Below are 22,468 nucleotides of genomic sequence, written 5' to 3' on the forward strand. Positions count from 1 at the left end.
TTTAAGGTAAGGAGGTGATCCAACCGCAGGTTCCCCTACGGTTACCTTGTTACGACTTCACCCCAGTCATGAATCACAAAGTGGTAAGCGCCCTCCCGAAGGTTAAGCTACCTACTTCTTTTGCAACCCACTCCCATGGTGTGACGGGCGGTGTGTACAAGGCCCGGGAACGTATTCACCGTGGCATTCTGATCCACGATTACTAGCGATTCCGACTTCATGGAGTCGAGTTGCAGACTCCAATCCGGACTACGACGCACTTTATGAGGTCCGCTTGCTCTCGCGAGGTCGCTTCTCTTTGTATGCGCCATTGTAGCACGTGTGTAGCCCTACTCGTAAGGGCCATGATGACTTGACGTCATCCCCACCTTCCTCCAGTTTATCACTGGCAGTCTCCTTTGAGTTCCCGGCCGGACCGCTGGCAACAAAGGATAAGGGTTGCGCTCGTTGCGGGACTTAACCCAACATTTCACAACACGAGCTGACGACAGCCATGCAGCACCTGTCTCACGGTTCCCGAAGGCACTAAAGCATCTCTGCTAAATTCCGTGGATGTCAAGAGTAGGTAAGGTTCTTCGCGTTGCATCGAATTAAACCACATGCTCCACCGCTTGTGCGGGCCCCCGTCAATTCATTTGAGTTTTAACCTTGCGGCCGTACTCCCCAGGCGGTCGACTTAACGCGTTAGCTCCGGAAGCCACGCCTCAAGGGCACAACCTCCAAGTCGACATCGTTTACGGCGTGGACTACCAGGGTATCTAATCCTGTTTGCTCCCCACGCTTTCGCACCTGAGCGTCAGTCTTTGTCCAGGGGGCCGCCTTCGCCACCGGTATTCCTCCAGATCTCTACGCATTTCACCGCTACACCTGGAATTCTACCCCCCTCTACAAGACTCTAGCCTGCCAGTTTCGGATGCAGTTCCCAGGTTGAGCCCGGGGATTTCACATCCGACTTGACAGACCGCCTGCGTGCGCTTTACGCCCAGTAATTCCGATTAACGCTTGCACCCTCCGTATTACCGCGGCTGCTGGCACGGAGTTAGCCGGTGCTTCTTCTGCGAGTAACGTCAATGAATGCGGTTATTAACCACATCCCCTTCCTCCTCGCTGAAAGTACTTTACAACCCGAAGGCCTTCTTCATACACGCGGCATGGCTGCATCAGGCTTGCGCCCATTGTGCAATATTCCCCACTGCTGCCTCCCGTAGGAGTCTGGACCGTGTCTCAGTTCCAGTGTGGCTGGTCATCCTCTCAGACCAGCTAGGGATCGTCGCCTAGGTGAGCCGTTACCCCACCTACTAGCTAATCCCATCTGGGCACATCCGATGGCAAGAGGCCCGAAGGTCCCCCTCTTTGGTCTTGCGACGTTATGCGGTATTAGCTACCGTTTCCAGTAGTTATCCCCCTCCATCGGGCAGTTTCCCAGACATTACTCACCCGTCCGCCACTCGTCACCCAAGAGCAAGCTCTCTGTGCTACCGTTCGACTTGCATGTGTTAGGCCTGCCGCCAGCGTTCAATCTGAGCCATGATCAAACTCTTCAATTTAAGTTTGATGCTCGTGAATTAAACTTCGTAATGAATTACGTATGTTCACTCAGGAGACTTGGTATTCATTTTTCGTCTTGCGACGTTAAGAATCCGTATCTTCGAGTGCCCACACAGATTGTCTGATAAATTGTTAAAGAGCAGTTGCGACGCGCTTTAGCGCTCTGTCGCGAGGTCCCGTATATTACGTTTTCCTCATTCAGAGTCAAGCATTTATTTTTGCTTTTCTCCTCGAAGTTCTCAGTGGAACCCCGCTGACCCGGCGGCGTGTAATCCGTTGTTCCGTGTCAGTGGAGGCGCATTATAGGGAGTTATTTCAGGCTGACAAGGGGAAATTTAAAATAATTTTCCGAGTGCGTACTTTTTCACCAAAACAGACTAAATCGCCAGTTTTTCGAGCGTTTTGAAGCCATAGCGCTGCAACACTGGCAATAACTGTTCGGCCTCGGTTGTCATTGCCATGCAGAATGCCACATTCTCATCGGCTGATTTTGCATCTGGCGCTTCGTGTTCTAATAGCCAGGCCGTGCGACGCGCAATCGCTGCACCGGAATCCACCAGTCGCGTCCCTTCCGGGAGGACTTGTAATAACTCTTCCTGTAATAGAGGGAAATGGGTGCATCCAAGAACCACCGTATCAGGGGGTTCCGACATCCGCAGCCACGGTCGCAGAATACGGCGCAGCTCTTCCAGCGAGACGGGTTCTCCGTGCAGCTTCGCTTCTGCCAGCTCCACCAACTCAGCGGATCCCAACATCGCTATCTGACACTCGTTAGCAAAGCGCGCAATCAATTCGTGTGTGTACGAGCGTTTCACCGTCGCGCGCGTCGCCAGTAGCCCTACAATACCATTCGCCGTGAGCCGCGCCGCGGGTTTAATCGCAGGCACCACACCGACAACCGGAAAAGCGAACTTTTCCCGTAATGCCGGGAGTGACACCGTGCTGGCGGTATTGCATGCGATAACCGCAAGTGCGAGGGGATAGCGTTGCTGAACTGCCGTCACAATCTCAACAACACGCTCAACGATAAACTCTTCGCTTTTCTCACCATAAGGAAAGGCGACGTTATCGAAAGCATAAATATAGTGGAGATCCGGCAGGAGGTTGCGGATCTCATTGTAGACCGACAACCCACCGACGCCGGAATCAAACACCAGCACGGTGGGACGTGAATCAGAAGGTGTAGCTGCCAGACAAGGTGTATTCCCGTCCTGCAGTTGGGTAGCCATAAACTGTCTCGTAATCTTTATCGAACAGGTTGGCGATTTTACCACGAACTGTCAGCTGTGAGGTGATCGGATATGACACGGCCAGATCCCACAAACTCACACCGCCCAATTTTACCGGTTGATAAGTAACGTAGTCCGTATCGTATCGCGTCCCCAGATATTGATATGTCAGGCCCCAGTCAAAATCATAGACCTGCCAGTCGAGTTGGTATTTCACCTGCTGTTTAGAACGACGAGCCAGTGGCTCGTTGGTAATCGCATTACGCGAATCTACGTAGTCGTAGCTAAGCGTATGCGCCAACGGCCCTGTGTCGAAGTTTGCAGTCGCTTCAATACCTTTAATACGCGCTTTGCCTTCGTTGTAGTACTTCTGAGTGTGGGTGTTGTAGTCGATCATGTCATCGATATCGTTGCGATACCCTGACACGCGCCAGTTAACACCTGATGTTAACCCTTCAAACGCCCCTTCCCACTGCTTACTCTCTTCGGGGTCAAGGTTTGCATTGCCGTAATAGCCATGCAACTGCCCCAGATTTGGCGCTTTGTAAGATGTGCCATAGGAGGCAATAAAACGATAGCCTTCGATAAACTCCCATCCGGCACTGGTTTGCCATGTACCATGACGACCAAACTCGGAGTTATCATCACTACGAGCCGCACCTTCGAAGGTGAAGTCACCAAGCTGCTGCAATCCCGTCAAATAGAGGCCAGTATTACGTTGGTCGTAACCGTCCGTAACATACCCAGTGCCTGGCTCCGTGGTTTGCTTCTGCCAGTCCACGCCTGCACCAATGTTACCGTGGCCAACAACGATGCTGTTTGACCACTGAACATTGTACTGCTTCATATCATCCAGCGTGGCCGAGGAATCATAGCGACCATAGTTCGGATCATAGTTGTAGTCTTTACTGTGGCTGTAGCTCGAAACCAGTTGTGACTGAATAAGCTCGCCATTAAAACGTAACCCAGCGTCCCAGCTCTGGCTATAAAGCTGTCGGGTATCAAGTAGCGCCGAGCCAGGAGAATAATACGAGTCATAATCTGTGCGGTTATCATAACCATAACCACGAACGAACCCACTCCATGTCTCGGAGAAGTTGTGCTCCAGTGCGCCATACAGCGTCTTGCTTAAGAAACCGTCTTTATCCGGTTGAGCCTGTGCGCCAGTGCTACCGTAGGCCACGACATCGAAGCCTTTGGTGTAGGCATAATCGCCCATCAGCGTGACACGCGTATTTTCGCCAAGCTGTTGTTGGGTTGAGATATCATAATTCTGATACCCATTGCTTCCCACGCCGGCAGTCAGTTCCGTCCCTGGTTTTTCGCGCGTAGTAATGATATTCACCACGCCGCCAATCGCATCCGAACCATATATGGCGGAACGCGGCCCGCGGATATACTCAATACGTTGCACCAGCGATACCGGGAACTGGCTAAGATCGGCTGAGCCGCTAACTCCCGCTAAATTAAGACGCACACCATCTATCAACACCAGAACATGGCTGGCGTTAGTGCCGCGAATAAAAATAGACGAGTTTTGCCCCATACCGCCGCTTTGCGCGATATCAACACCAGGCAAACGACGTAGTACATCGTTTACCGAGGTAGATTGCCAGCGATCGATGTCCTGACGTGTAACGACGGTGATGGGTGCAAGTACTGCGCTTAGGGGCTGCTGAAAACGGTTGGCAGTGACGACGAGAGTATCTGGGCTAGCATCCTGCGCCCAACCAGAAGATGCCGCGACGGAAAGCGCCGTCAACAGCAACGATTTTTTAATCATTGTAAAGCATCCACAATATAAGAAGGATGCCGCAGGTCCACCGATAGTACGCGATAGTGAAAACCAGATGCGACGTTAGCCGGCAGGTCTTCGGGCTTGGAAGGTTATTCAGGATACCGAATAAAAAAGAAATGAAGACTTCCCACCCACAGGCAGTGTCTGCTTTACGCTCTCATTTCACCTTTCCTTACCGCTGCGCGTCAGCTCCAGATTCACACTGGATTCCCTTTTAACTCACAGGACCGGAAAACGGATGCTACAGTTTGTTACAACCTACTGTCCAGACCGGATATCACAATATCGGAAATCATCAATAACTGGACATCTGATGGGCAATCCCTACAATCCCCGCGTACTTTTATTTTTCAGGACGCATCATGACCCCCGAACACCTTCCGACAGAACAGTACGACGCACAGTTAGCTGAAAAAGTGGCGCGTCTGCAGAGCTTAATGACGCCATTTTATGCACAGGCTCCGGAAGTGTTCCGCTCACCGGTTAGCCATTACCGTATGCGTGCCGAGTTCCGTCTGTGGCATGACGGGGACGACCTGTACCACATCATGTTCGACAGCCAAACGAAAAACCGTATTCGCGTCGACAGCTTTCCGGCGGCCAGCGAGCTTATCAATACGCTGATGACGGCAATGATTGAAGGTGTACGCAACAACCACGTCCTGCGTCACAAACTGTTCCAGATTGATTACCTCACCACCCTGAGCGATCAGGCGGTGATATCCATGCTGTACCATAAAAAGCTGGATAATGAGTGGCGCCAGGAAGCCGAAGCGCTGCGGGATGCGCTGCGGGCGCAAAACCTGAATGTGCACCTGATCGGCCGGGCGACCAAAACTAAAATCGAGTTGGATCAGGATTATATCGACGAACGTTTACCGGTCGCGGGCAAAGAGATTATCTACCGTCAGGTTGAGAACAGTTTCACGCAACCGAATGCTGCGATGAACATTCAGATGCTGGAATGGGCGATTGATGTCACCAAAGGTTCAAAGGGCGATCTGTTGGAGCTGTACTGCGGTAATGGCAACTTTTCATTAGCGCTGGCGCAGAACTTCAACCGCGTACTGGCCACCGAAATCGCCAAGCCGTCCGTTGCTGCAGCCCAGTACAACATCGCCGCTAACCATATTGATAATGTACAAATTATTCGTATGGCCGCCGAAGAGTTTACGCAGGCAATGAACGGTGTTCGCGAATTCAACCGTTTGCAGGGGATTGATCTGAAGAGTTATCAGTGCGAGACCATTTTCGTTGACCCACCGCGCAGCGGTCTGGACAGCGAAACGGAGAAAATGGTGCAGGCGTATCCGCGGATTCTGTACATCTCCTGCAACCCGGAGACGCTGTGTCAGAACCTGGAAACATTAAGCCAGACGCACAATGTTTCACGTCTGGCGCTGTTCGATCAGTTCCCGTATACGCACCATATGGAGTGCGGCGTACTGTTAACGAAGAAGTAAGACTGAACGGAGGCCGGATAAGCACTGCCGGTTCAGATTGCCGGATAGCGGCTTTGCCTTATCCGGCCTACAGCTACAACTGTTACTCCGCGATTTCCTGCTTACGGTTACGCACTTTAAAGCCGATCCAGAACACCAGAATCACCGACAGTACCGCCGGGAAGAAGTTAGAGCCAATATCCGGATATTCAGCACGTACAACGGTGCTGTACAGCAGAACACCGAGAATAAAACAGGCTGCAGCCAGGCCCGGTAACCCCACAGGCATGGTGCGATTCTGGTAACGTTGATGCAGACAGTAAACCGTCAACACCAGCGAAATAATCGGGAATACAGAGAATGGCACAATGGAGCTAAACAGCGCCGCGAATGTGCCATTGATCGATAAGCCAGCAACCAGCGCCAGCAGCAGCGTACCTTTATCTTGACCTGACTGTTTCATTGCTCGTCCTTCTCGTTACTCGGAGTGGTGCGTCATCTTCTCTTGTTCACGGCGGTACCAGTAAAATGCGCCTTTGGCGATCATGCGCAGTTGCAATACCAGCCGCTCTTCCAGCTGCCGACGCTGTTCAGCGCCAACATCCAGTGCTTCTGCCCCGGCACTGAACACAATCGTTACCATCGCTTCGGCTTGCGCTTCAGTAAACGCGCGAGGCATATGGTTTTCGAGTTCAAGATAGTCCGCAAGTTCCGCAATGAAGTGCTGAATTTCACGCGCAACCGCTGCACGAAACGCTGCGGAGGTGCCCGAACGCTCGCGCAATAATAAACGGAAGGCGTTGGGATTGTTGCCGATGAACTCCATAAATGTTGAGACCGAGGTACGGATCACACTACCGCCTTTGGCGATACGCTGACGTGCCTGACGCATCAACTGGCGCAGCATCAAACCACTCTCATCCACCATCGTCAGGCCGAGCTCATCCACATCGCGGAAATGGCGATAAAACGAGGTTGGCGCAATGCCCGCTTCACGAGCAACTTCTCGTAAACTTAGGCTGGCAAAACTACGCTCAGCGCTGAGTTGACTAAATGCGGCTTCTACCAGCGAACGCCGGGTTTTCTCTTTTTGTTGCGCTCTAACGCCCATCACGATGTCTGAATCCTTCCACATACCTTGCTGGCACTATACCAGAGATTCGGCGGTTGGCATGGCTTTGTGAATGATTGTTTACGCGCAGTTTGTGCTTCGACTTCGCAAAAAAGCACAACGATAATTGGGTTATCCCAACAACGATGTTACTATTCTGTTGCTTTTATGTATAAGAACAGGTAAGCCTGACCATGTCACATTCCTACGATTACGATGCAATAGTAATAGGTTCCGGTCCCGGCGGCGAAGGCGCTGCGATGGGTCTGGTTAAGCAAGGAGCGCGCGTCGCGGTTATTGAGCGCTATCATAACGTCGGCGGAGGCTGTACCCATTGGGGCACAATCCCGTCGAAAGCGCTCCGCCACGCAGTCAGCCGTATTATCGAATTCAATCAGAACCCACTTTACAGCGACCATTCCCGACTTCTTCGTTCTTCTTTCGCCGATATTCTCAACCATGCTGATAACGTAATTAATCAGCAAACGCGTATGCGGCAAGGTTTTTACGAGCGCAACCACTGTGAAATTCTGCAGGGAAATGCCCGTTTCGTCGACGAACACACCCTTGCTCTGGAATGTCACGACGGTACAGTGGAAACACTCACCGCAGATAAGTTTGTTATTGCCTGTGGCTCGCGCCCTTATCATCCAACTGACGTCGATTTTTCGCACCCACGCGTTTACGACAGCGATTCTATCCTCAGCCTACATCACGAACCTCGCCATGTTCTGATTTATGGCGCAGGCGTGATTGGCTGCGAATATGCGTCGATCTTCCGAGGGATGGACGTAAAAGTTGATTTAATCAACACCCGCGATCGTCTGCTGGCATTCCTCGATCAAGAGATGTCCGATTCGCTCTCATACCACTTCTGGAACAGCGGCGTGGTCATTCGCCACAACGAAGAATATGAGCGGATTGAAGGCTGTGATGACGGCGTCATCATGCACCTGAAATCCGGTAAAAAGCTGAAAGCAGACTGTCTGCTGTACGCCAATGGTCGCACCGGTAATACCGATTCGCTGGCACTGGAAAATATTGGTCTGAAAACGGACAGTCGCGGGCAGCTAAAAGTGAATAGCATGTATCAGACCGCACTGCCGCATGTGTATGCCGTTGGCGATGTGATCGGTTACCCAAGCCTGGCATCTGCAGCTTACGATCAGGGACGTATCGCCGCTCAGGCACTGGTCAAAGGCGAAGCCACCGCACATCTGATCGAAGATATTCCCACCGGGATTTATACCATTCCTGAAATCAGCTCCGTCGGTAAAACCGAACAGCAGCTAACGGCAATGAAAGTCCCATACGAAGTCGGTCGCGCCCAGTTTAAACATCTGGCACGAGCGCAAATCGTCGGAATGAGTGTCGGTACGCTGAAGATTTTGTTCCATCGCGAGACCAAAGAGATTTTGGGGATCCATTGCTTTGGGGAACGCGCAGCCGAAATTATTCATATCGGTCAGGCGATCATGGAGCAAAAAGGTGGTGGTAACACCATCGAGTACTTCGTTAACACCACCTTTAACTACCCAACCATGGCAGAAGCCTATCGGGTAGCCGCGCTAAACGGCTTAAACCGCCTGTTTTAACGCTTTGTCGAAATGGCCATCCATTGCCCCACGGATGGCCTCTGCCAGCTGTTCATAACGGCTGCGTAACGGCGATCCCGGACGATAGACGAGACCAATAGTACGGCGCGGTTCTGGCTTAATGCACGGCAGATAGACCACACCATCACGCTTACGCTCTGGCGGAACGGCCAGTGCAGGCAGCAAAGTAATGCCACTCCCTGCCGCAACCATATTGCGCAGCGTTTCCAGACTGGTTGCCCGGAAATGGGTGTCTTCATCGGCACCGGCTTCAAAGCAGAAGCCCATCGCCTGATCGCGCAGACAGTGCCCATCTTCCAGCATCAGCAGTTTTTCACCGGCTAAATCTGACATCGGCACACAGTCGCGGTTTGCCCATGGGTGATCTTCATAGATCGCCAGCATCATAGGTTCATCAAACAGCGGCACTTCAATGAACGCCTCACTTTCCTTGACCAACGCCAGGATCACACAGTCGAGCTTACCGCTATCCAGTTGCGCCAGCAGCTGATGCGTCTGCGCTTCATGCAGGTACATTTCCAGTTTCGGGAAGGTCTGGTGCAACATAGGGATAATATGCGGCAACAGGTATGGCCCCACCGTTGGGATCAAACCGATGTGCAGCGGGCCAGACATTGTTTCGCCTTGTTGGCTTGCCATTTCCTTGAGCACTTTGACCTCGCGCAGCACGGTACGCGCCTGATCCACCAGCAGTAAACCTGCCTGAGTGAACAGCACTTTACGACTCGTACGCTCCAGCAGCATAACGCCAAGCTCATCTTCCAGTTTGCGGATTTGCCCGCTAAGCGTGGGCTGGCTGACGTGGCAGGAGTCCGCCGCTCGCCGGAAGTGACGATGCTCGGCTAGCGCCACCAGGTATTCAAGATCACGAATATTCATTATTCATCCTCCTTCGCCACGATAGTTCATGGCGATAGGTAGCATAGCAACGAACGATTATCCCTATCAAGCTTTCTGTTTAATAATGCACCACAGAAACGGAACGGTACCCTTTAACCCTTGAAGCGCCTGTCCGTTCTCATACTCGAAATAACTAAAGCCAACGTGAACTTTTGCGGACCTCTGGTCCGCTTTTTTTTGCATAAAAAAGCCCGGCTTAATGCCAGGCTCTGATAACTTTTTTCCTGATGGCGCTACGCTTATCAGGCAGAACGACGCACAGTGCCGGATGGCGGCTTCGCCTTATCCGGCCTACAGACGCGCCTTCGCATCGTCGATTGCCTGCGCGACCTGCTGCGGTGATACGCCGCCTTTCGCCGCACGTTTATCCAGACAGGATTGCAGGGAGAGTATCGGATAGACATCATCGCCAATGACGCTGCTGAACTTTTGCAAGTCGGCCAGCGACAATCCTTCCAGCGGTTTACCCTGACGAATCGCCTCAACCACCGTCTCACCTACGATATGGTGTGCTTCGCGGAACGGAACACCTTTGGCAACCAGATAATCCGCCAATTCAGTGGCGTTAGCATAACCCTGCTGCGCCGCTTCCTGACAACGCGGGCGTTTCACCTGAATACCGTCCAGCACCAGCGCAGCCATGTGCAAACAGTCCAGCCAGGTATCGAGCGCATCGAACAGGCCTTCTTTGTCTTCCTGCATGTCTTTGTTGTACGCCAGCGGCAGACCTTTCAGTGTCATCATCATGCCGGTCAGCGCACCTTGTACGCGGCCACATTTGCCACGGATCAGCTCTAATGCATCCGGGTTTTTCTTCTGTGGCATCAGGGATGAACCTGAGGTCACACGATCGGATAACTCAACAAAGCCTGCTTCGCCGGTGTTAAAGAAAATCAGATCTTCAGCAAAGCGCGACAGATGCACCATGCCGATAGAGGCATCAGAGAGCAACTCCAGGACATGATCACGATCAGAAACGCTGTCCAGGCTATTGCGGGTTGCCGAGGCAAAGCCCAACCAGCCAGCCAGTTGCTCACGATCGATTTCGTAGGCGGTACCCGCCAGTGCGCCACAGCCTAACGGGCTAACGTCCAGACGCTTAAGCGCATCCTGCAGACGGCTCTCATCACGCGCCAGCATTTCGACATACGCCAGACACCAGTGCGCAAACGTCACCGGCTGTGCCCGCTGCAAGTGCGTGTAACCCGGCATAACCGCGTCCTGATTATTTTGCGCGGTGTCGACTAACGCGCTTTGCAACTGACGATTCGCAGACAGCAGTTCCATGACCGTGTCTTTGCACCACAGTTTAAGGTCAGTTGCGACCTGGTCATTACGGCTACGTCCGGTGTGCAGTTTTTTACCTAACTGCCCGACTTTATCAATCAGCTTGCCTTCCACCCAGCTGTGAATATCTTCCGCATCACTTTGCAGGATCTGCTGCGGGTCCAGGCGTACCTCTTCCAGCAGATTATTCAGCGCTTCTTCCAGCTGTAGCTGTTCATCAGCAGTCAGTACACCGACGGTTACCAGCGCTTTGGACCAGGCCACAGAGCCGACAATATCCTGCTCTGCCAGACGGTAGTCAAAACGCAACGAGTCGTTGAACTGTTTGAACCGCTGATCTGCTGCCTGTGTAAAACGCCCACCCCAAAGTGCCATAACGAATTTCCTTAATATGATATTTTTGCCCGGCGGCGCTACGCTTACCGGGCCTACAAAACCCATGTCGGCCGGATAAGGCGAAGCCGCCATCCGGCACATTAATAGTTAAGCCAGAATACGCGTACCAATCGGCGTGCCGTTAAACAGCGCCGGGAGTTGCTCAGCATGACGCCAGGAGGCGATATCTACCGGGCGGCCCAGCGTACGCGCAGCATCCAGCGCCGCATTGACCTTCACGATCATGCCATCGGTAATAATGCCCTGCTCAATCAACTGTTCCGCTTTCATCGCGGTCATTTCGGCAATACGCTGGCCTTTACCATCCAGAATACCGCTCACATCGGAGAGCAGGATCAGATCAGCCCCCAGCGTTGCCGCCAGCGCCGTCGCCGCCTGATCGGCATTGACGTTCATCAACAGCCCATCTTCAGTAACGCCAATGGAACTCACTATCGGCAGAAATCCCCCTTCCAGCAGCGTGTTAATCAGCTTAGGCGAACCCGGCTGCGCCAGTCCAACGTGACCTAACTCTTTATCGAGCGGCGTCACTTTTACACTATCGCCATCGCCAAGATACAGACCCACAGAGGCAATTTGATGTTTCTTCGCCCAGGCCAGTAAGGTTTTATTCGCGGTTCCCGCCAGCGCCCCGGTGATGATGTCGATTTGATCGGCTGGCGTAACACGCAGGCCATTTTTCTTTTTCACCGGCAGATTAAGTTGTTTCATCAGCTCGTCGACAACACAGCCACCACCGTGCACAATGACCAGCGGACGTTGATGCGACTCGCGATAATTTACCAGCGCGGTAAACAGACGCTCCAGCGCCTCTTCGCTATCCAGTAAAACGCCGCCCAGCTTGATAATTAATGGATTCATCATTGCACCCTTAAATAAGAGACTGCGTCTCAGCAAAGCCGAAACGGATATTTGCGCACTGCATGGCCTGTGCCGCCGCGCCCTTCAATAAGTTATCTTCCGTCGCTACCACAATCAGATGTTCGCCCTGCACAGCAAATCCGATATCACAGAACGGTAAGCCAACCACGTTTTTCAGTGCCGGAACACCTTTCTCATACAGACGCACCAGCGGTTTATCGCTGTATGCCTGTTGCAGTGTCTGCGCGACCTGAGCCTGAGTTACCCCCGCATTCAGACGGCAGGTAATGGTTTCCAGTATCCCACGCGGGAAATTGCCCAGATGTGGAGTGAAGATCACCTCCGTACCCAGGTGAGTAGCAATTTCCGGCTGATGGCGATGAGTAAACACGCCATACGGTTGCAGGCTCACCTCACAGAAGCTGTTCGAAATAGCGGCCTTACGGCCCGCACCGCTCACCCCACTGGTGGCGTTAATCACCGGCCACTGAGTCAGGTCCAGCAGCCCGGCATCAATCAGTGGTTTCAGCGACAATTGTGCCGCCGCCGGGTAACAACCCGGAACCGCAATCAAATTCGCGTCTTTCAGTCTGTCTGCGCTCCACTCAGCCAGACCGTATACCGCTTGTTCCAGCAGTTCAGGATGCTGATGGGTAAAACCATAGTATTGCTCATAGAATGCGCCGTCGTTTACGCGGAACGCGCCCGAGAGGTCAAACACCACACACCCAGCACGCAGAAACTGCGGAGCCAGATCATGACTGACCTCATGAGCCGTCGCGAGAAACACAACGTCCACCCCTGCGCTAAACTCGCTGATATCGGACATTGGCTGTAACGGCAAATCGACAATGCCTTTTAGCTGCGGATGTAAATCGGAGATTAATTTTCCTGCATCATTGCTTTGCGCTGAGACGGTCAAAGCGGTTATGGTCATATCAGGATGGCGATTTACATAGGTCACAAGCTCTGCGCCAGCGTAGCCACTCGCGCCCACAATCAGCGTATTCAACATCGGAGCTGTTCACCTTCTTAGATTCGGTTGCCAGGTATAAGCCTTTATCACCTCACCTTACACTTGGTGGGTTTTATTACGCTCAATGTTATTGTATTTTTATTCACAAATACTGCATGAATATTGATACTATCATGACCCGAGGTGTGTCAACAATGAAAAACAATTTACCGCCATTTATCGAGATTTACCGCGCTCTGATTGCCACACCGTCGATTAGCGCAACCGAAGAAGCGCTCGATCAAAGCAATGCAGGTTTAATCACTCTGCTGGCGGACTGGTTCAAAGATTTAGGCTTCAATGTTGAGGTTCAGCCAGTTCCTGGTACGCGCAATAAATTCAACATGCTGGCGAGTGTCGGGCACGGTGCCGGTGGTCTGTTGTTGGCAGGCCATACCGATACCGTACCTTTTGACGATGGGCGTTGGACACGCGATCCCTTCACTCTTACCGAGCACGACAATAAGCTCTACGGTCTGGGCACCGCGGATATGAAAGGCTTTTTCGCCTTTATTCTCGATGCTCTGCGCGGTGTGGATGTCACGAAACTGAAAAAGCCGCTCTACATTCTGGCCACCGCTGATGAAGAGACCAGCATGGCCGGCGCACGTTACTTTTCTGAAACGACCTCGCTCCGCCCGGACTGCGCAATCATTGGTGAACCGACATCTCTGCAGCCCGTTCGCGCGCACAAAGGCCATATCTCTAACGCCATTCGAATTTTGGGTCAGTCGGGTCACTCAAGCGATCCGGCACGCGGCGTGAATGCGATTGAACTAATGCATGATGCTATCGGCCATATCATGAAGCTGCGCGATGACCTGAAAGAACGCTATCACCATGACGCCTTTACCGTGCCGTACCCCACGTTAAATCTGGGACATATTCATGGCGGTGATGCTGCTAACCGTATCTGCGCCTGCTGCGAACTGCATATGGATATTCGTCCGCTACCTGGCATGACGCTTAACGATCTGAATGGGCTACTCAACGATGCATTGGCCCCGGTCAGTGAACGTTGGCCGGGTCGCCTGACGGTGTCGGAACTGCATCCGCCCATTCCTGGCTATGAGTGTCCGCCGGACCATCAGCTGGTCGAGGTGGTTGAGAAACTGCTGGGCGCACAGACTGAAGTGGTGAACTACTGCACCGAAGCGCCGTTTATCCAGACGCTGTGTCCGACGCTGGTATTGGGTCCCGGTTCTATTAATCAGGCACATCAGCCAGATGAATATCTGGAAACACGCTTTATTAAGCCAACCCGCGAATTGATCACCCAAGTTGTGCACCATTTCTGCTGGCACTAATGAAACTCGCCCGGTGGCGCTACGCTTACCGGGCCTACCCCGTCTTGTAGGCCGGATAAGCGCAGCGCCATCCGGCATCTCTATGTCACATGTTCATAAGCTTTTCTTATTTGGCACGATGTGAATTAACTTTAATAAATTCCCGGCATTTATTCGTTTGCTGAACCGATTTCGCAGCAATTGACGTAAGGGTTTTTACGTGGCTTTATAAAAGACGGCGAAAAATTAAGTCCGAGAGATTTCGAGCGCAGCCAACGCCGCTGTGGCGCGAAGGATACAGGACACATAAATTAAAGATGGGGTGTCTGGGTTAATATGAACGAACAATATTCCGCGTTGCGTAGTAATGTCAGTATGCTCGGCAAAGTGCTGGGAGAGACCATCAAGGATGCGCTGGGAGAGAACATTCTTGATCGCGTAGAAACAATCCGTAAGCTGTCTAAATCATCCCGCGCTGGCAATGAAGTTAATCGCCAGGAGCTGCTCACCACACTGCAAAATCTGTCTAACGACGAGCTACTGCCCGTTGCCCGCGCATTTAGCCAGTTCCTGAATCTGGCCAATACCGCCGAGCAGTACCACAGTATTTCGCCAAAAGGCGAAGCTGCCAGCAACCCGGAAGTGATTGCTCGTACTTTGCGTAAACTGAAAGACCAGCCCAACCTCGATGAGGCCACCATCAAGAACGCCGTGGAATCGCTGTCTCTCGAGCTGGTACTGACCGCACACCCAACCGAAATCACCCGCCGCACCTTGATTCATAAAATGGGTGAAGTAAACGCATGCCTCAAACAGCTTGATAACAAAGATATCGTTGATTACGAACGCAATCAGCTGATGCGTCGTCTGCGTCAGTTGATTGCTCAGTCCTGGCATACGGATGAAATCCGTAAACTACGACCAAGCCCGGTTGATGAAGCCAAATGGGGCTTCGCAGTGGTTGAAAACAGCCTGTGGGAAGGCGTACCCAACTATCTGCGCGAGCTAAATGAACAGCTGGAAGAACATCTGGGCTATAAGCTACCTGTTGATTTTGTTCCGGTGCGTTTTACCTCCTGGATGGGCGGCGACCGTGATGGTAACCCGAATGTCACTGCAGATATCACCCGCCATGTGCTGCTGCTTAGCCGTTGGAAAGCCACTGACCTGTTCCTGAAGGACATCCAGTTCCTGATTTCTGAGCTGTCGATGGTTGAAGCCACACCGGAACTGATGGCGCTGGTCGGTGAAGAAGGTGCGGCAGAACCTTACCGCTATCTGATGAAAATGCTGCGTTCGCGTCTGATGGCAACTCAGGCCTGGCTGGAAGCGCGTCTGAAAGGCGAAAAACTGCCAAAACCAGCTGGCCTGCTAACCCAAAACGAACAGCTTTGGGAGCCGCTGTATGCGTGTTACCAGTCTCTGCAGGCCTGTGGTATGGGTATCATCGCCAATGGCGAGTTGCTCGACACCCTTAGGCGCGTGAAGTGTTTCGGCGTACCGCTGGTACGCATTGATATTCGTCAGGAAAGCACTCGTCATACCGAGGCACTGGGCGAATTGACCCGGTATCTGGGAATTGGCGACTACGAAAACTGGTCAGAAGCGGATAAACAAGCCTTCTTGATCCGTGAACTGAACTCCAAGCGCCCGCTTCTGCCACGTAATTGGGAACCCAGCAACGATACCCGTGAAGTGCTCGATACCTGCCGGGTGATTGCCGAAGCCCCTTATGGCTCCATTGCTGCCTATGTTATCTCAATGGCGAAAACACCCTCTGACGTACTGGCCGTGCATTTACTGCTGAAAGAAGCCGGCATTGGTTTTGCTATGCCAGTTGCACCGCTGTTTGAAACGCTGGACGACCTCAACAACGCCGATGATGTCATGAGCCAGCTGCTGAATATCGACTGGTATCGCGGCTTTATTCAGGGCAAACAGATGGTCATGATTGGCTATTCTGACTCAGCAAAAGACGCCGGCGTGATGGCCGCTTCCTGGGCGCAATATCAGGCACAGGACGCGCTGATCAAAACCTGCGAAAAAGCCGGTATTGAACTGACGCTGTTCCACGGTCGCGGCGGCTCTATTGGTCGCGGCGGCGCGCCTGCCCATGCCGCACTGCTCTCTCAACCGCCAGGTAGCCTTAAAGGTGGCCTGCGTGTGACGGAACAAGGCGAGATGATCCGCTTCAAATACGGCCTGCCGGAAGTCACCATCAGCAGCCTGTCGCTGTACACTGCCGCAATTCTGGAAGCTAACCTGTTACCGCCGCCGGAACCAAAAGATGGCTGGCGTCATATCATGGATGAGCTTTCAGATATCTCCTGCGATCTCTATCGTGGGTATGTCCGTGAAAACAAAGACTTTGTACCTTACTTCCGTTCCGCAACACCAGAGCAGGAACTGGGCAAGTTACCGCTCGGCTCACGTCCGGCAAAACGTCGCCCGACCGGTGGCGTAGAGTCTCTGCGTGCTATTCCGTGGATCTTCGCCTGGACTCAGAACCGCCTGATGCTTCCGGCCTGGCTGGGTGCGGGTACGGCACTGCAAAAAGTGGTTGAAGACGGTAAGCAAAGCGAGCTTGAAGCAATGTGCCGTGACTGGCCATTCTTCTCCACGCGTCTTGGCATGCTGGAGATGGTGTTCTCAAAAGCTGACCTGTGGCTGGCGGAGTACTACGATCAGCGTCTGGTCAAAAAAGAGCTTTGGCCATTGGGTGAAGAACTGCGTCAGCGTCTGGAAGCCGATATCAATGTGGTGTTGGCAATCGCCAATGACTCGCATTTGATGGCCGATCTACCGTGGATTGCCGAGTCTATTCAGTTAAGGAATATTTATACTGATCCACTGAACGTCTTACAGGCCGAATTATTATATCGTTCGCGCCTGGCAGAAGAGCAAGGTCATGCACCAGACCCACGCGTCGAACAGGCGCTAATGGTGACAATTGCTGGCGTTGCTGCCGGTATGCGTAACACCGGCTAATTTTTATGCCTGTCACCCTCGTGCTATTGCGCGAGGGTGATATAAAATACTGCTGTCATAACCATCTCATTTTTAATATATTCCTGTCTGCATTTTATACATCCAATGGATATTTGTTAGCAGAACGCGATATTCGACTCGCATTGCTTCAGATCCCCTTAAGGTTTAGCCGCTAACGTTGGCGCTACGATTAAAGACAGGCTCACACTATGCAATCCTTACAACTCCAGTCTAAACCCAAATTTAGCTGGAAAGCCCTGGGTTGGGCACTCCTCTATTTTTGGTTCTTCTCTACCTTACTCCAGGCCATTATTTATTTTAGTGGCTATAGCGGAACTAACGGATTACGCGACTCAATACTGTTCAGCTCATTGTGGTTGATTCCGGTATTCTTATTCCCGAACCGTATTCGCATTATCGCCGCCGTTATCGGTGTGGCACTCTGGGCGGCTTCATTGGCCGCGCTGAGTTATTACGTTATTTACGGACAAGAATTCTCACAAAGCGTTCTGTTCGTTATGTTTGAAACCAACGCTAACGAAGCCCGCGAATATCTGAGCCAATATTTCAGTCTCAAGATCGTACTTATCGCACTGGCCTATACAGCAACCGCAATCCTGCTGTGGACGCGTTTACGCCCGGTCCATATTCCGTCGCCATGGCGTTATCTGGTGTCATTTGCGCTGTTGTACGGTTTAATTCTGCACCCAATGACCGTCAATACGTTTATCAAGCATAAGCCGTTTGAGAAAACGCTGGGCGGCCTTGCATCGCGCATGGAGCCTGCCGCGCCATGGCAGTTCATCTCTGGTTATTATCAATACCGTCAACAATTGACCGCATTAAATAGCCTGCTGAATGAGAACAACGCATTGCCACCACTGGCTAACTTTAAAGACACTTCTGGTGATGCGCCGCGTACGCTGGTGCTGGTGATTGGCGAGTCAACTCAACGTGGCCGCATGAGCCTGTACGGCTACCCACGTGAAACCACGCCGGAACTGGATGCGCTGCATAAATCCGATCCAAACTTCACCGTGTTCAATAATGTCGTGACCTCACGTCCGTACACGATTGAAATCCTGCAACAGGCGCTGACCTTCGCAAACGAGAAGAATCCGGATTTATATCTGACACAGCCGTCGTTGATGAATATGATGAAACAGGCGGGTTATAAAACGTTCTGGATAACCAACCAGCAAACAATGACCGCCCGTAACACCATGCTGACCGTATTTTCCCGGCAGACAGACAAGCAGTTCTATATGAACCAGCAGCGTACCCAAAGTGCGCGTGAATACGACAGCAACGTACTGGCGCCGTTTAAAGAAGTCATGGCCGACCCGGCACCGAAAAAGTTCATCATCGTTCACTTGCTGGGTACGCACATTAAATACAAATTCCGCTATCCGGAAGGCCAGGGTAAGTTTGACGGTAATACCGAGAACGTACCTGCAGGTCTGAGCAGTGATGAACTGGAGTCATATAACGATTATGACAATGCCAACGTCTATAACGACCATATCATTGCCAGCCTGATCAAAGACTACAAAGCAACTGATCCGAACGGCTTCCTGCTCTACTTCTCTGACCATGGTGAAGAAGTGTATGACACGCCGCCACATAAAACACAGGGCCGTAATGAAGATAGCCCAACGCGCCATATGTATACGGTACCGTTCCTGCTGTGGACGTCTGAAAAATGGCAGGCTGCGCACCCACGCGACTTCTCACAGGACATTAATCGTAAGTACAGCAGCTCTGAACTTATCCATACCTGGTCAGATTTGGCCGGCTTTACGTACGACGGTTTCGATCCGACCCGTTCTATTACCAGCCCGGAGTTCAAAGAGACGACCCGCTGGATTGGTAATCCGTACAAGAAAAACGCCCTGATCGATTACGACTCCCTGCCTTACGGCGATCAAATCGGGAATCAGTAACGCCCTCTCAGGCCACTCTTTAAGAGTGGCCTTTTTTTATGATGACGGTTACTGTTTCCCTGTCCACGATCTGTCAGGGATTCACATGCATCACAACATCAGCCACCTACTTTCCCGCCTGATTAGCGGTCCCTTACCGCTGCACCAGGTTTACTTCGCCAGCAGCAATGCCGCAGCGCCAGAACTGGCGTATAAGGTCGATTTTCCACGACTGGAAATCGTGCTGGAGGGGCAACTTTCGGATACGGGTATAGGCAACATACTTGTTCCCGGGGACGTTCTGTACGTCCCGGCAGGAGGCTGGAATCTTCCGCAATGGCAAATGCCCGTCACCCTGTTGACGATTCTGTTCGCTAAGCAGCAGTTAATCTTTAGCGTTATGCAATGGGATGGTCGCCAGTTCCAACATCTCGCCAATCAACATGTGGCACGCCGCGGGCCGCGTATCGGCTCCTTCCTGCTACAGGCACTCAATGAAATACAAATGCAGCCCCAGGAGCAGCAAACTGCGAAATTAATTATTGCCAGCCTGTTCAGCCATTGCCGTGACCTGCTCGGTAGTCAAATCCAGACGGCATCGCGTAGCCAGGCGCTTTTCGGCGCCATTCGCGACTACATTGACGAACGCTACGCCTCTCCGTTGACCCGCGAATCCGTCGCCCAGGCCTTTTACATCTCACCGAATTACCTTTCGCATCTGTTTCAGAAAACCGGAGCCATTGGTTTTAACGAATATCTCAACCACACCCGACTTGAACAAGCGAAAACGCTATTGAAGGGCTACGATCTGAAAATTAAAGAAGTTGCACACGCCTGCGGGTTCGTCGACAGCAACTACTTCTGTCGCCTGTTTCGCAAAAATACCGAACGTTCACCGTCTGAGTATCGTCGGCAATATCACAGCCAGTTAACGGAAAAAGAGACGTCCCCACATTAAGGTGATGTCGCGACAAAACCCACAGAGGACAAAAAACATATTTACTGGATTTTTGTAATATCAAAAAGAAACACGTATCCTCCGCCATCAGATTAAACTGACCAACCCAGAACATGTGAAGTACCTCCCACTTTCACCGACATATTACATTTGTCCAGCTTTTGACAGATTTGTCAGATAGCGCAGTATGCCGAAACACTCTTATCCTGAGCACAGCAAAGCATCCCGGTAACGGGCTGCTACCGAGAAATTAAGAGGGTGTTTTATATGGAACTGTACCTGGATACCGCTAACGTCGCGGAAGTCGAACGTCTGGCACGCATCTTCCCTATCGCGGGTGTTACCACCAACCCAAGCATTGTCGCGGCCAGCAAAGAATCCATCTGGGATGTACTGCCACGTCTGCAAAACGCCATCGGCGAAGAGGGCATTTTGTTTGCCCAAACCATGAGCCGCGACGCACAGGGCATGGTGGAAGAAGCCAGACGCCTGAGCAACGCCGTGCCCGGTCTGGTAGTGAAAATCCCGGTGACATCCGAAGGTCTGGCCGCGATTAAGATGCTGAAAAAAGAGGGTATCACCACGCTGGGAACCGCCGTTTACAGTGCTTCTCAAGGGCTACTGGCTGCGCTGGCTGGGGCAAAATATATCGCACCATACGTTAACCGCATTGATGCTCAGGGTGGTGACGGTATCCGCACGGTGCAAGAGCTGCAAACACTGCTGGAGATGCATGCGCCAAACAGCATGGTGTTGGCAGCCAGTTTTAAGACACCGCGCCAGGCGCTGGATTGCTTACTGGCAGGATGTGCCGCAATCACCCTGCCATTAGACGTAGCGCAACAAATGCTCAATACCCCTGCGGTAGAGTCAGCAATAGAGAAGTTTGAGCAGGACTGGAACAACGCATTTGGTCACATCAACCTGTGAGGGAAATACAGTATGGATCGCATTATTCAATCTCCTGGTAAGTACATCCAGGGTGCCGATGTTATTACCCGTCTTGGCAGCTACCTCAAACCACTGGCAGAGCGCTGGCTGGTCGTTGGGGACAAGTTTGTCTTAGGATTTGCCCAGGGCGCACTGGAAAAAAGCTTCCATGACGCCGGTCTGGCACTCGAGATCGTGCCGTTTGGTGGTGAATGTTCACAAAACGAAATCGACCGCCTGCGTGGCGTGGCAGAAAAAGCGCAATGCGGTGCCGTGCTCGGTATCGGCGGAGGTAAAACGCTGGATACTGCCAAGGCGCTGGCGCACTTTATGGGTGTACCGGTTGCCATTGCGCCAACCATCGCCTCTACCGATGCGCCATGTAGTGCGCTGTCCGTCATTTACACCGATGCCGGTGAATTCGATCGCTATTTGCTGCTGCCAAACAACCCGGACAGGGTCATTGTTGATACCAAAATTGTCGCGGGTGCGCCTGCACGGCTGCTGGCAGCGGGTATCGGCGATGCGCTGGCAACCTGGTTTGAAGCACGCGCCTGCTCACGCAGCGGCGCAACGACCATGGCGGGTGGTCAATGCACTCAGGCCGCACTGGCACTGGCGGAGCTGTGCTTCAATACGCTGATTGAAGAAGGCGAAAAAGCGATGCTGGCCGCCGAGCAACATGTGGTAACACCGGCGCTGGAGCGCGTCATTGAAGCCAATACCTATCTGAGCGGCGTGGGTTTTGAAAGCGGTGGACTGGCCGCTGCACACGCGATCCATAACGGTCTGACGGCAATCCCTGATGCTCATCACTACTACCACGGTGAGAAGGTGGCTTTCGGTACATTGACGCAACTGGTGCTGGAAAACGCGCCGGTAGACGAAATCGAAACCGTGGCTGCACTGTGCCATTCCGTTGGCCTGCCGATTACCCTGGCGCAACTGGACATCAAACAGGATGTTCCCGCGAAGATGCGCATTGTGGCAGAAGCGGCTTGTGCCGAAGGCGAAACTATCCACAACATGCCGGGCGGCGCCACGCCGGATCAGGTGTATGCCGCCCTGCTGGTGGCTGACCAGTACGGTCAACGTTACCTGCAAGAGTGGGAATAACCTGCAAATAGAAAATCCCCGCAATCACGGGGATTTTTTTTATTCTTACAATGCCGGAGCCGCGC

Annotated in this window: 16 protein-coding genes, 1 rRNA gene and 1 riboswitch; of the genes, 8 read left to right on the top strand and 9 right to left on the bottom strand. The window is 52.4% G+C overall.

What is annotated here, in order from left to right:
- Positions 1 to 7: 7 nt before the first annotated feature.
- The 3 genes from HV261_RS01245 to btuB form a co-directional block, all read right to left on the bottom strand.
- Positions 8 to 1,547, bottom strand: a 16S ribosomal RNA gene (locus HV261_RS01245).
- 378 nt (positions 1,548 to 1,925) lie between these two features.
- Positions 1,926 to 2,777, bottom strand: coding sequence for a glutamate racemase (murI, locus tag HV261_RS01250; protein ID WP_137381510.1), 852 nt, complete (start codon positions 2,775 to 2,777; stop codon positions 1,926 to 1,928).
- Positions 2,722 to 4,560 (bottom strand): TonB-dependent vitamin B12 receptor BtuB, encoded by a 1,839-nt coding sequence (gene btuB, locus HV261_RS01255; RefSeq protein ID WP_202037221.1) that lies wholly within the window; start codon positions 4,558 to 4,560, stop codon positions 2,722 to 2,724. Before btuB ends, murI begins: the two co-directional genes overlap by 56 nt.
- 64 nt (positions 4,561 to 4,624) lie before the next feature.
- Positions 4,625 to 4,822, bottom strand: a riboswitch (cobalamin riboswitch).
- 115 nt (positions 4,823 to 4,937) lie between these two features.
- Between btuB and trmA the strand changes: the two genes are divergently transcribed.
- Positions 4,938 to 6,038 carry a tRNA (uridine(54)-C5)-methyltransferase TrmA gene (gene trmA / locus HV261_RS01260; RefSeq protein ID WP_202037222.1) on the top strand — a complete coding sequence of 367 codons (1,101 nt, stop codon included), beginning with the start codon at positions 4,938 to 4,940 and terminating at the stop codon, positions 6,036 to 6,038.
- Positions 6,039 to 6,120: 82 nt separating this feature from the next.
- Here the strand turns inward: trmA and HV261_RS01265 are convergent, their stop codons facing one another.
- Positions 6,121 to 6,480: a YijD family membrane protein gene (locus tag HV261_RS01265; RefSeq protein WP_003825114.1), complete on the bottom strand. Its 360-nt coding sequence runs from the start codon at positions 6,478 to 6,480 to the stop codon at positions 6,121 to 6,123.
- Positions 6,481 to 6,495: 15 nt separating this feature from the next.
- Positions 6,496 to 7,131, bottom strand: coding sequence for an HTH-type transcriptional repressor FabR (gene fabR / locus HV261_RS01270; protein WP_003028862.1), 636 nt, complete (start codon positions 7,129 to 7,131; stop codon positions 6,496 to 6,498).
- 191 nt (positions 7,132 to 7,322) lie between these two features.
- On the opposite strand from fabR, the gene sthA reads away from it, so the two are divergent.
- Entirely contained in the window at positions 7,323 to 8,723 is a 1,401-nt protein-coding gene (gene sthA / locus HV261_RS01275; RefSeq protein WP_202037223.1) for a Si-specific NAD(P)(+) transhydrogenase, read from the top strand.
- Here the strand turns inward: sthA and oxyR are convergent.
- The 4 genes from oxyR to argC all read right to left on the bottom strand — a co-directional run bounded on the left by oxyR (position 8,706) and on the right by argC (position 13,203).
- Complete coding sequence (gene oxyR, locus HV261_RS01280; RefSeq protein WP_137381485.1) at positions 8,706 to 9,623, bottom strand: DNA-binding transcriptional regulator OxyR; 918 nt, start codon at positions 9,621 to 9,623, stop codon at positions 8,706 to 8,708. The genes sthA and oxyR overlap by 18 nt on opposite strands.
- A 312-nt stretch (positions 9,624 to 9,935) precedes the next feature.
- A complete protein-coding gene (gene argH, locus HV261_RS01285) occupies positions 9,936 to 11,306 on the bottom strand; it encodes an argininosuccinate lyase (protein WP_202037224.1) in 1,371 nt (456 codons plus the stop codon).
- Between the two features lie 108 nt (positions 11,307 to 11,414).
- Positions 11,415 to 12,191: an acetylglutamate kinase gene (gene argB, locus HV261_RS01290; protein WP_202037225.1), complete on the bottom strand. Its 777-nt coding sequence runs from the start codon at positions 12,189 to 12,191 to the stop codon at positions 11,415 to 11,417.
- A gap of 7 nt (positions 12,192 to 12,198) precedes the next feature.
- The gene (argC, locus tag HV261_RS01295; protein WP_202037226.1) at positions 12,199 to 13,203 is read right to left on the bottom strand and encodes an N-acetyl-gamma-glutamyl-phosphate reductase; all 1,005 of its coding nucleotides are present in this window, start codon (positions 13,201 to 13,203) and stop codon (positions 12,199 to 12,201) included.
- Positions 13,204 to 13,358: 155 nt separating this feature from the next.
- On the opposite strand from argC, the gene argE reads away from it, so the two are divergent.
- The 6 genes from argE (at position 13,359) to gldA (ending at position 22,403) form a co-directional block, all read left to right on the top strand.
- Positions 13,359 to 14,510, top strand: a complete 1,152-nt coding sequence (gene argE / locus HV261_RS01300; RefSeq protein ID WP_137381482.1) for an acetylornithine deacetylase — start codon at positions 13,359 to 13,361, stop codon at positions 14,508 to 14,510.
- 315 nt (positions 14,511 to 14,825) lie between these two features.
- Positions 14,826 to 17,477 (top strand): phosphoenolpyruvate carboxylase, encoded by a 2,652-nt coding sequence (gene ppc / locus HV261_RS01305; protein WP_202037227.1) that lies wholly within the window; start codon positions 14,826 to 14,828, stop codon positions 17,475 to 17,477.
- Positions 17,478 to 17,686: 209 nt separating this feature from the next.
- Positions 17,687 to 19,420: a phosphoethanolamine transferase CptA gene (locus HV261_RS01310; RefSeq protein ID WP_202037228.1), complete on the top strand. Its 1,734-nt coding sequence runs from the start codon at positions 17,687 to 17,689 to the stop codon at positions 19,418 to 19,420.
- 85 nt (positions 19,421 to 19,505) lie between these two features.
- A complete protein-coding gene (locus HV261_RS01315) occupies positions 19,506 to 20,357 on the top strand; it encodes an AraC family transcriptional regulator (protein ID WP_202037229.1) in 852 nt (283 codons plus the stop codon).
- Positions 20,358 to 20,624: 267 nt separating this feature from the next.
- The gene (fsa, locus tag HV261_RS01320) at positions 20,625 to 21,287 is read left to right on the top strand and encodes a fructose-6-phosphate aldolase (RefSeq protein ID WP_202037230.1); all 663 of its coding nucleotides are present in this window, start codon (positions 20,625 to 20,627) and stop codon (positions 21,285 to 21,287) included.
- 12 nt (positions 21,288 to 21,299) lie between these two features.
- Positions 21,300 to 22,403 carry a bifunctional L-1,2-propanediol dehydrogenase/glycerol dehydrogenase gene (gldA, locus tag HV261_RS01325; protein WP_202037231.1) on the top strand — a complete coding sequence of 368 codons (1,104 nt, stop codon included), beginning with the start codon at positions 21,300 to 21,302 and terminating at the stop codon, positions 22,401 to 22,403.
- Positions 22,404 to 22,468: the final 65 nt, after the last annotated feature.

Source organism: Citrobacter sp. RHBSTW-00671, assembly GCF_014103415.1.
GTDB lineage: Bacteria > Pseudomonadota > Gammaproteobacteria > Enterobacterales > Enterobacteriaceae > Citrobacter.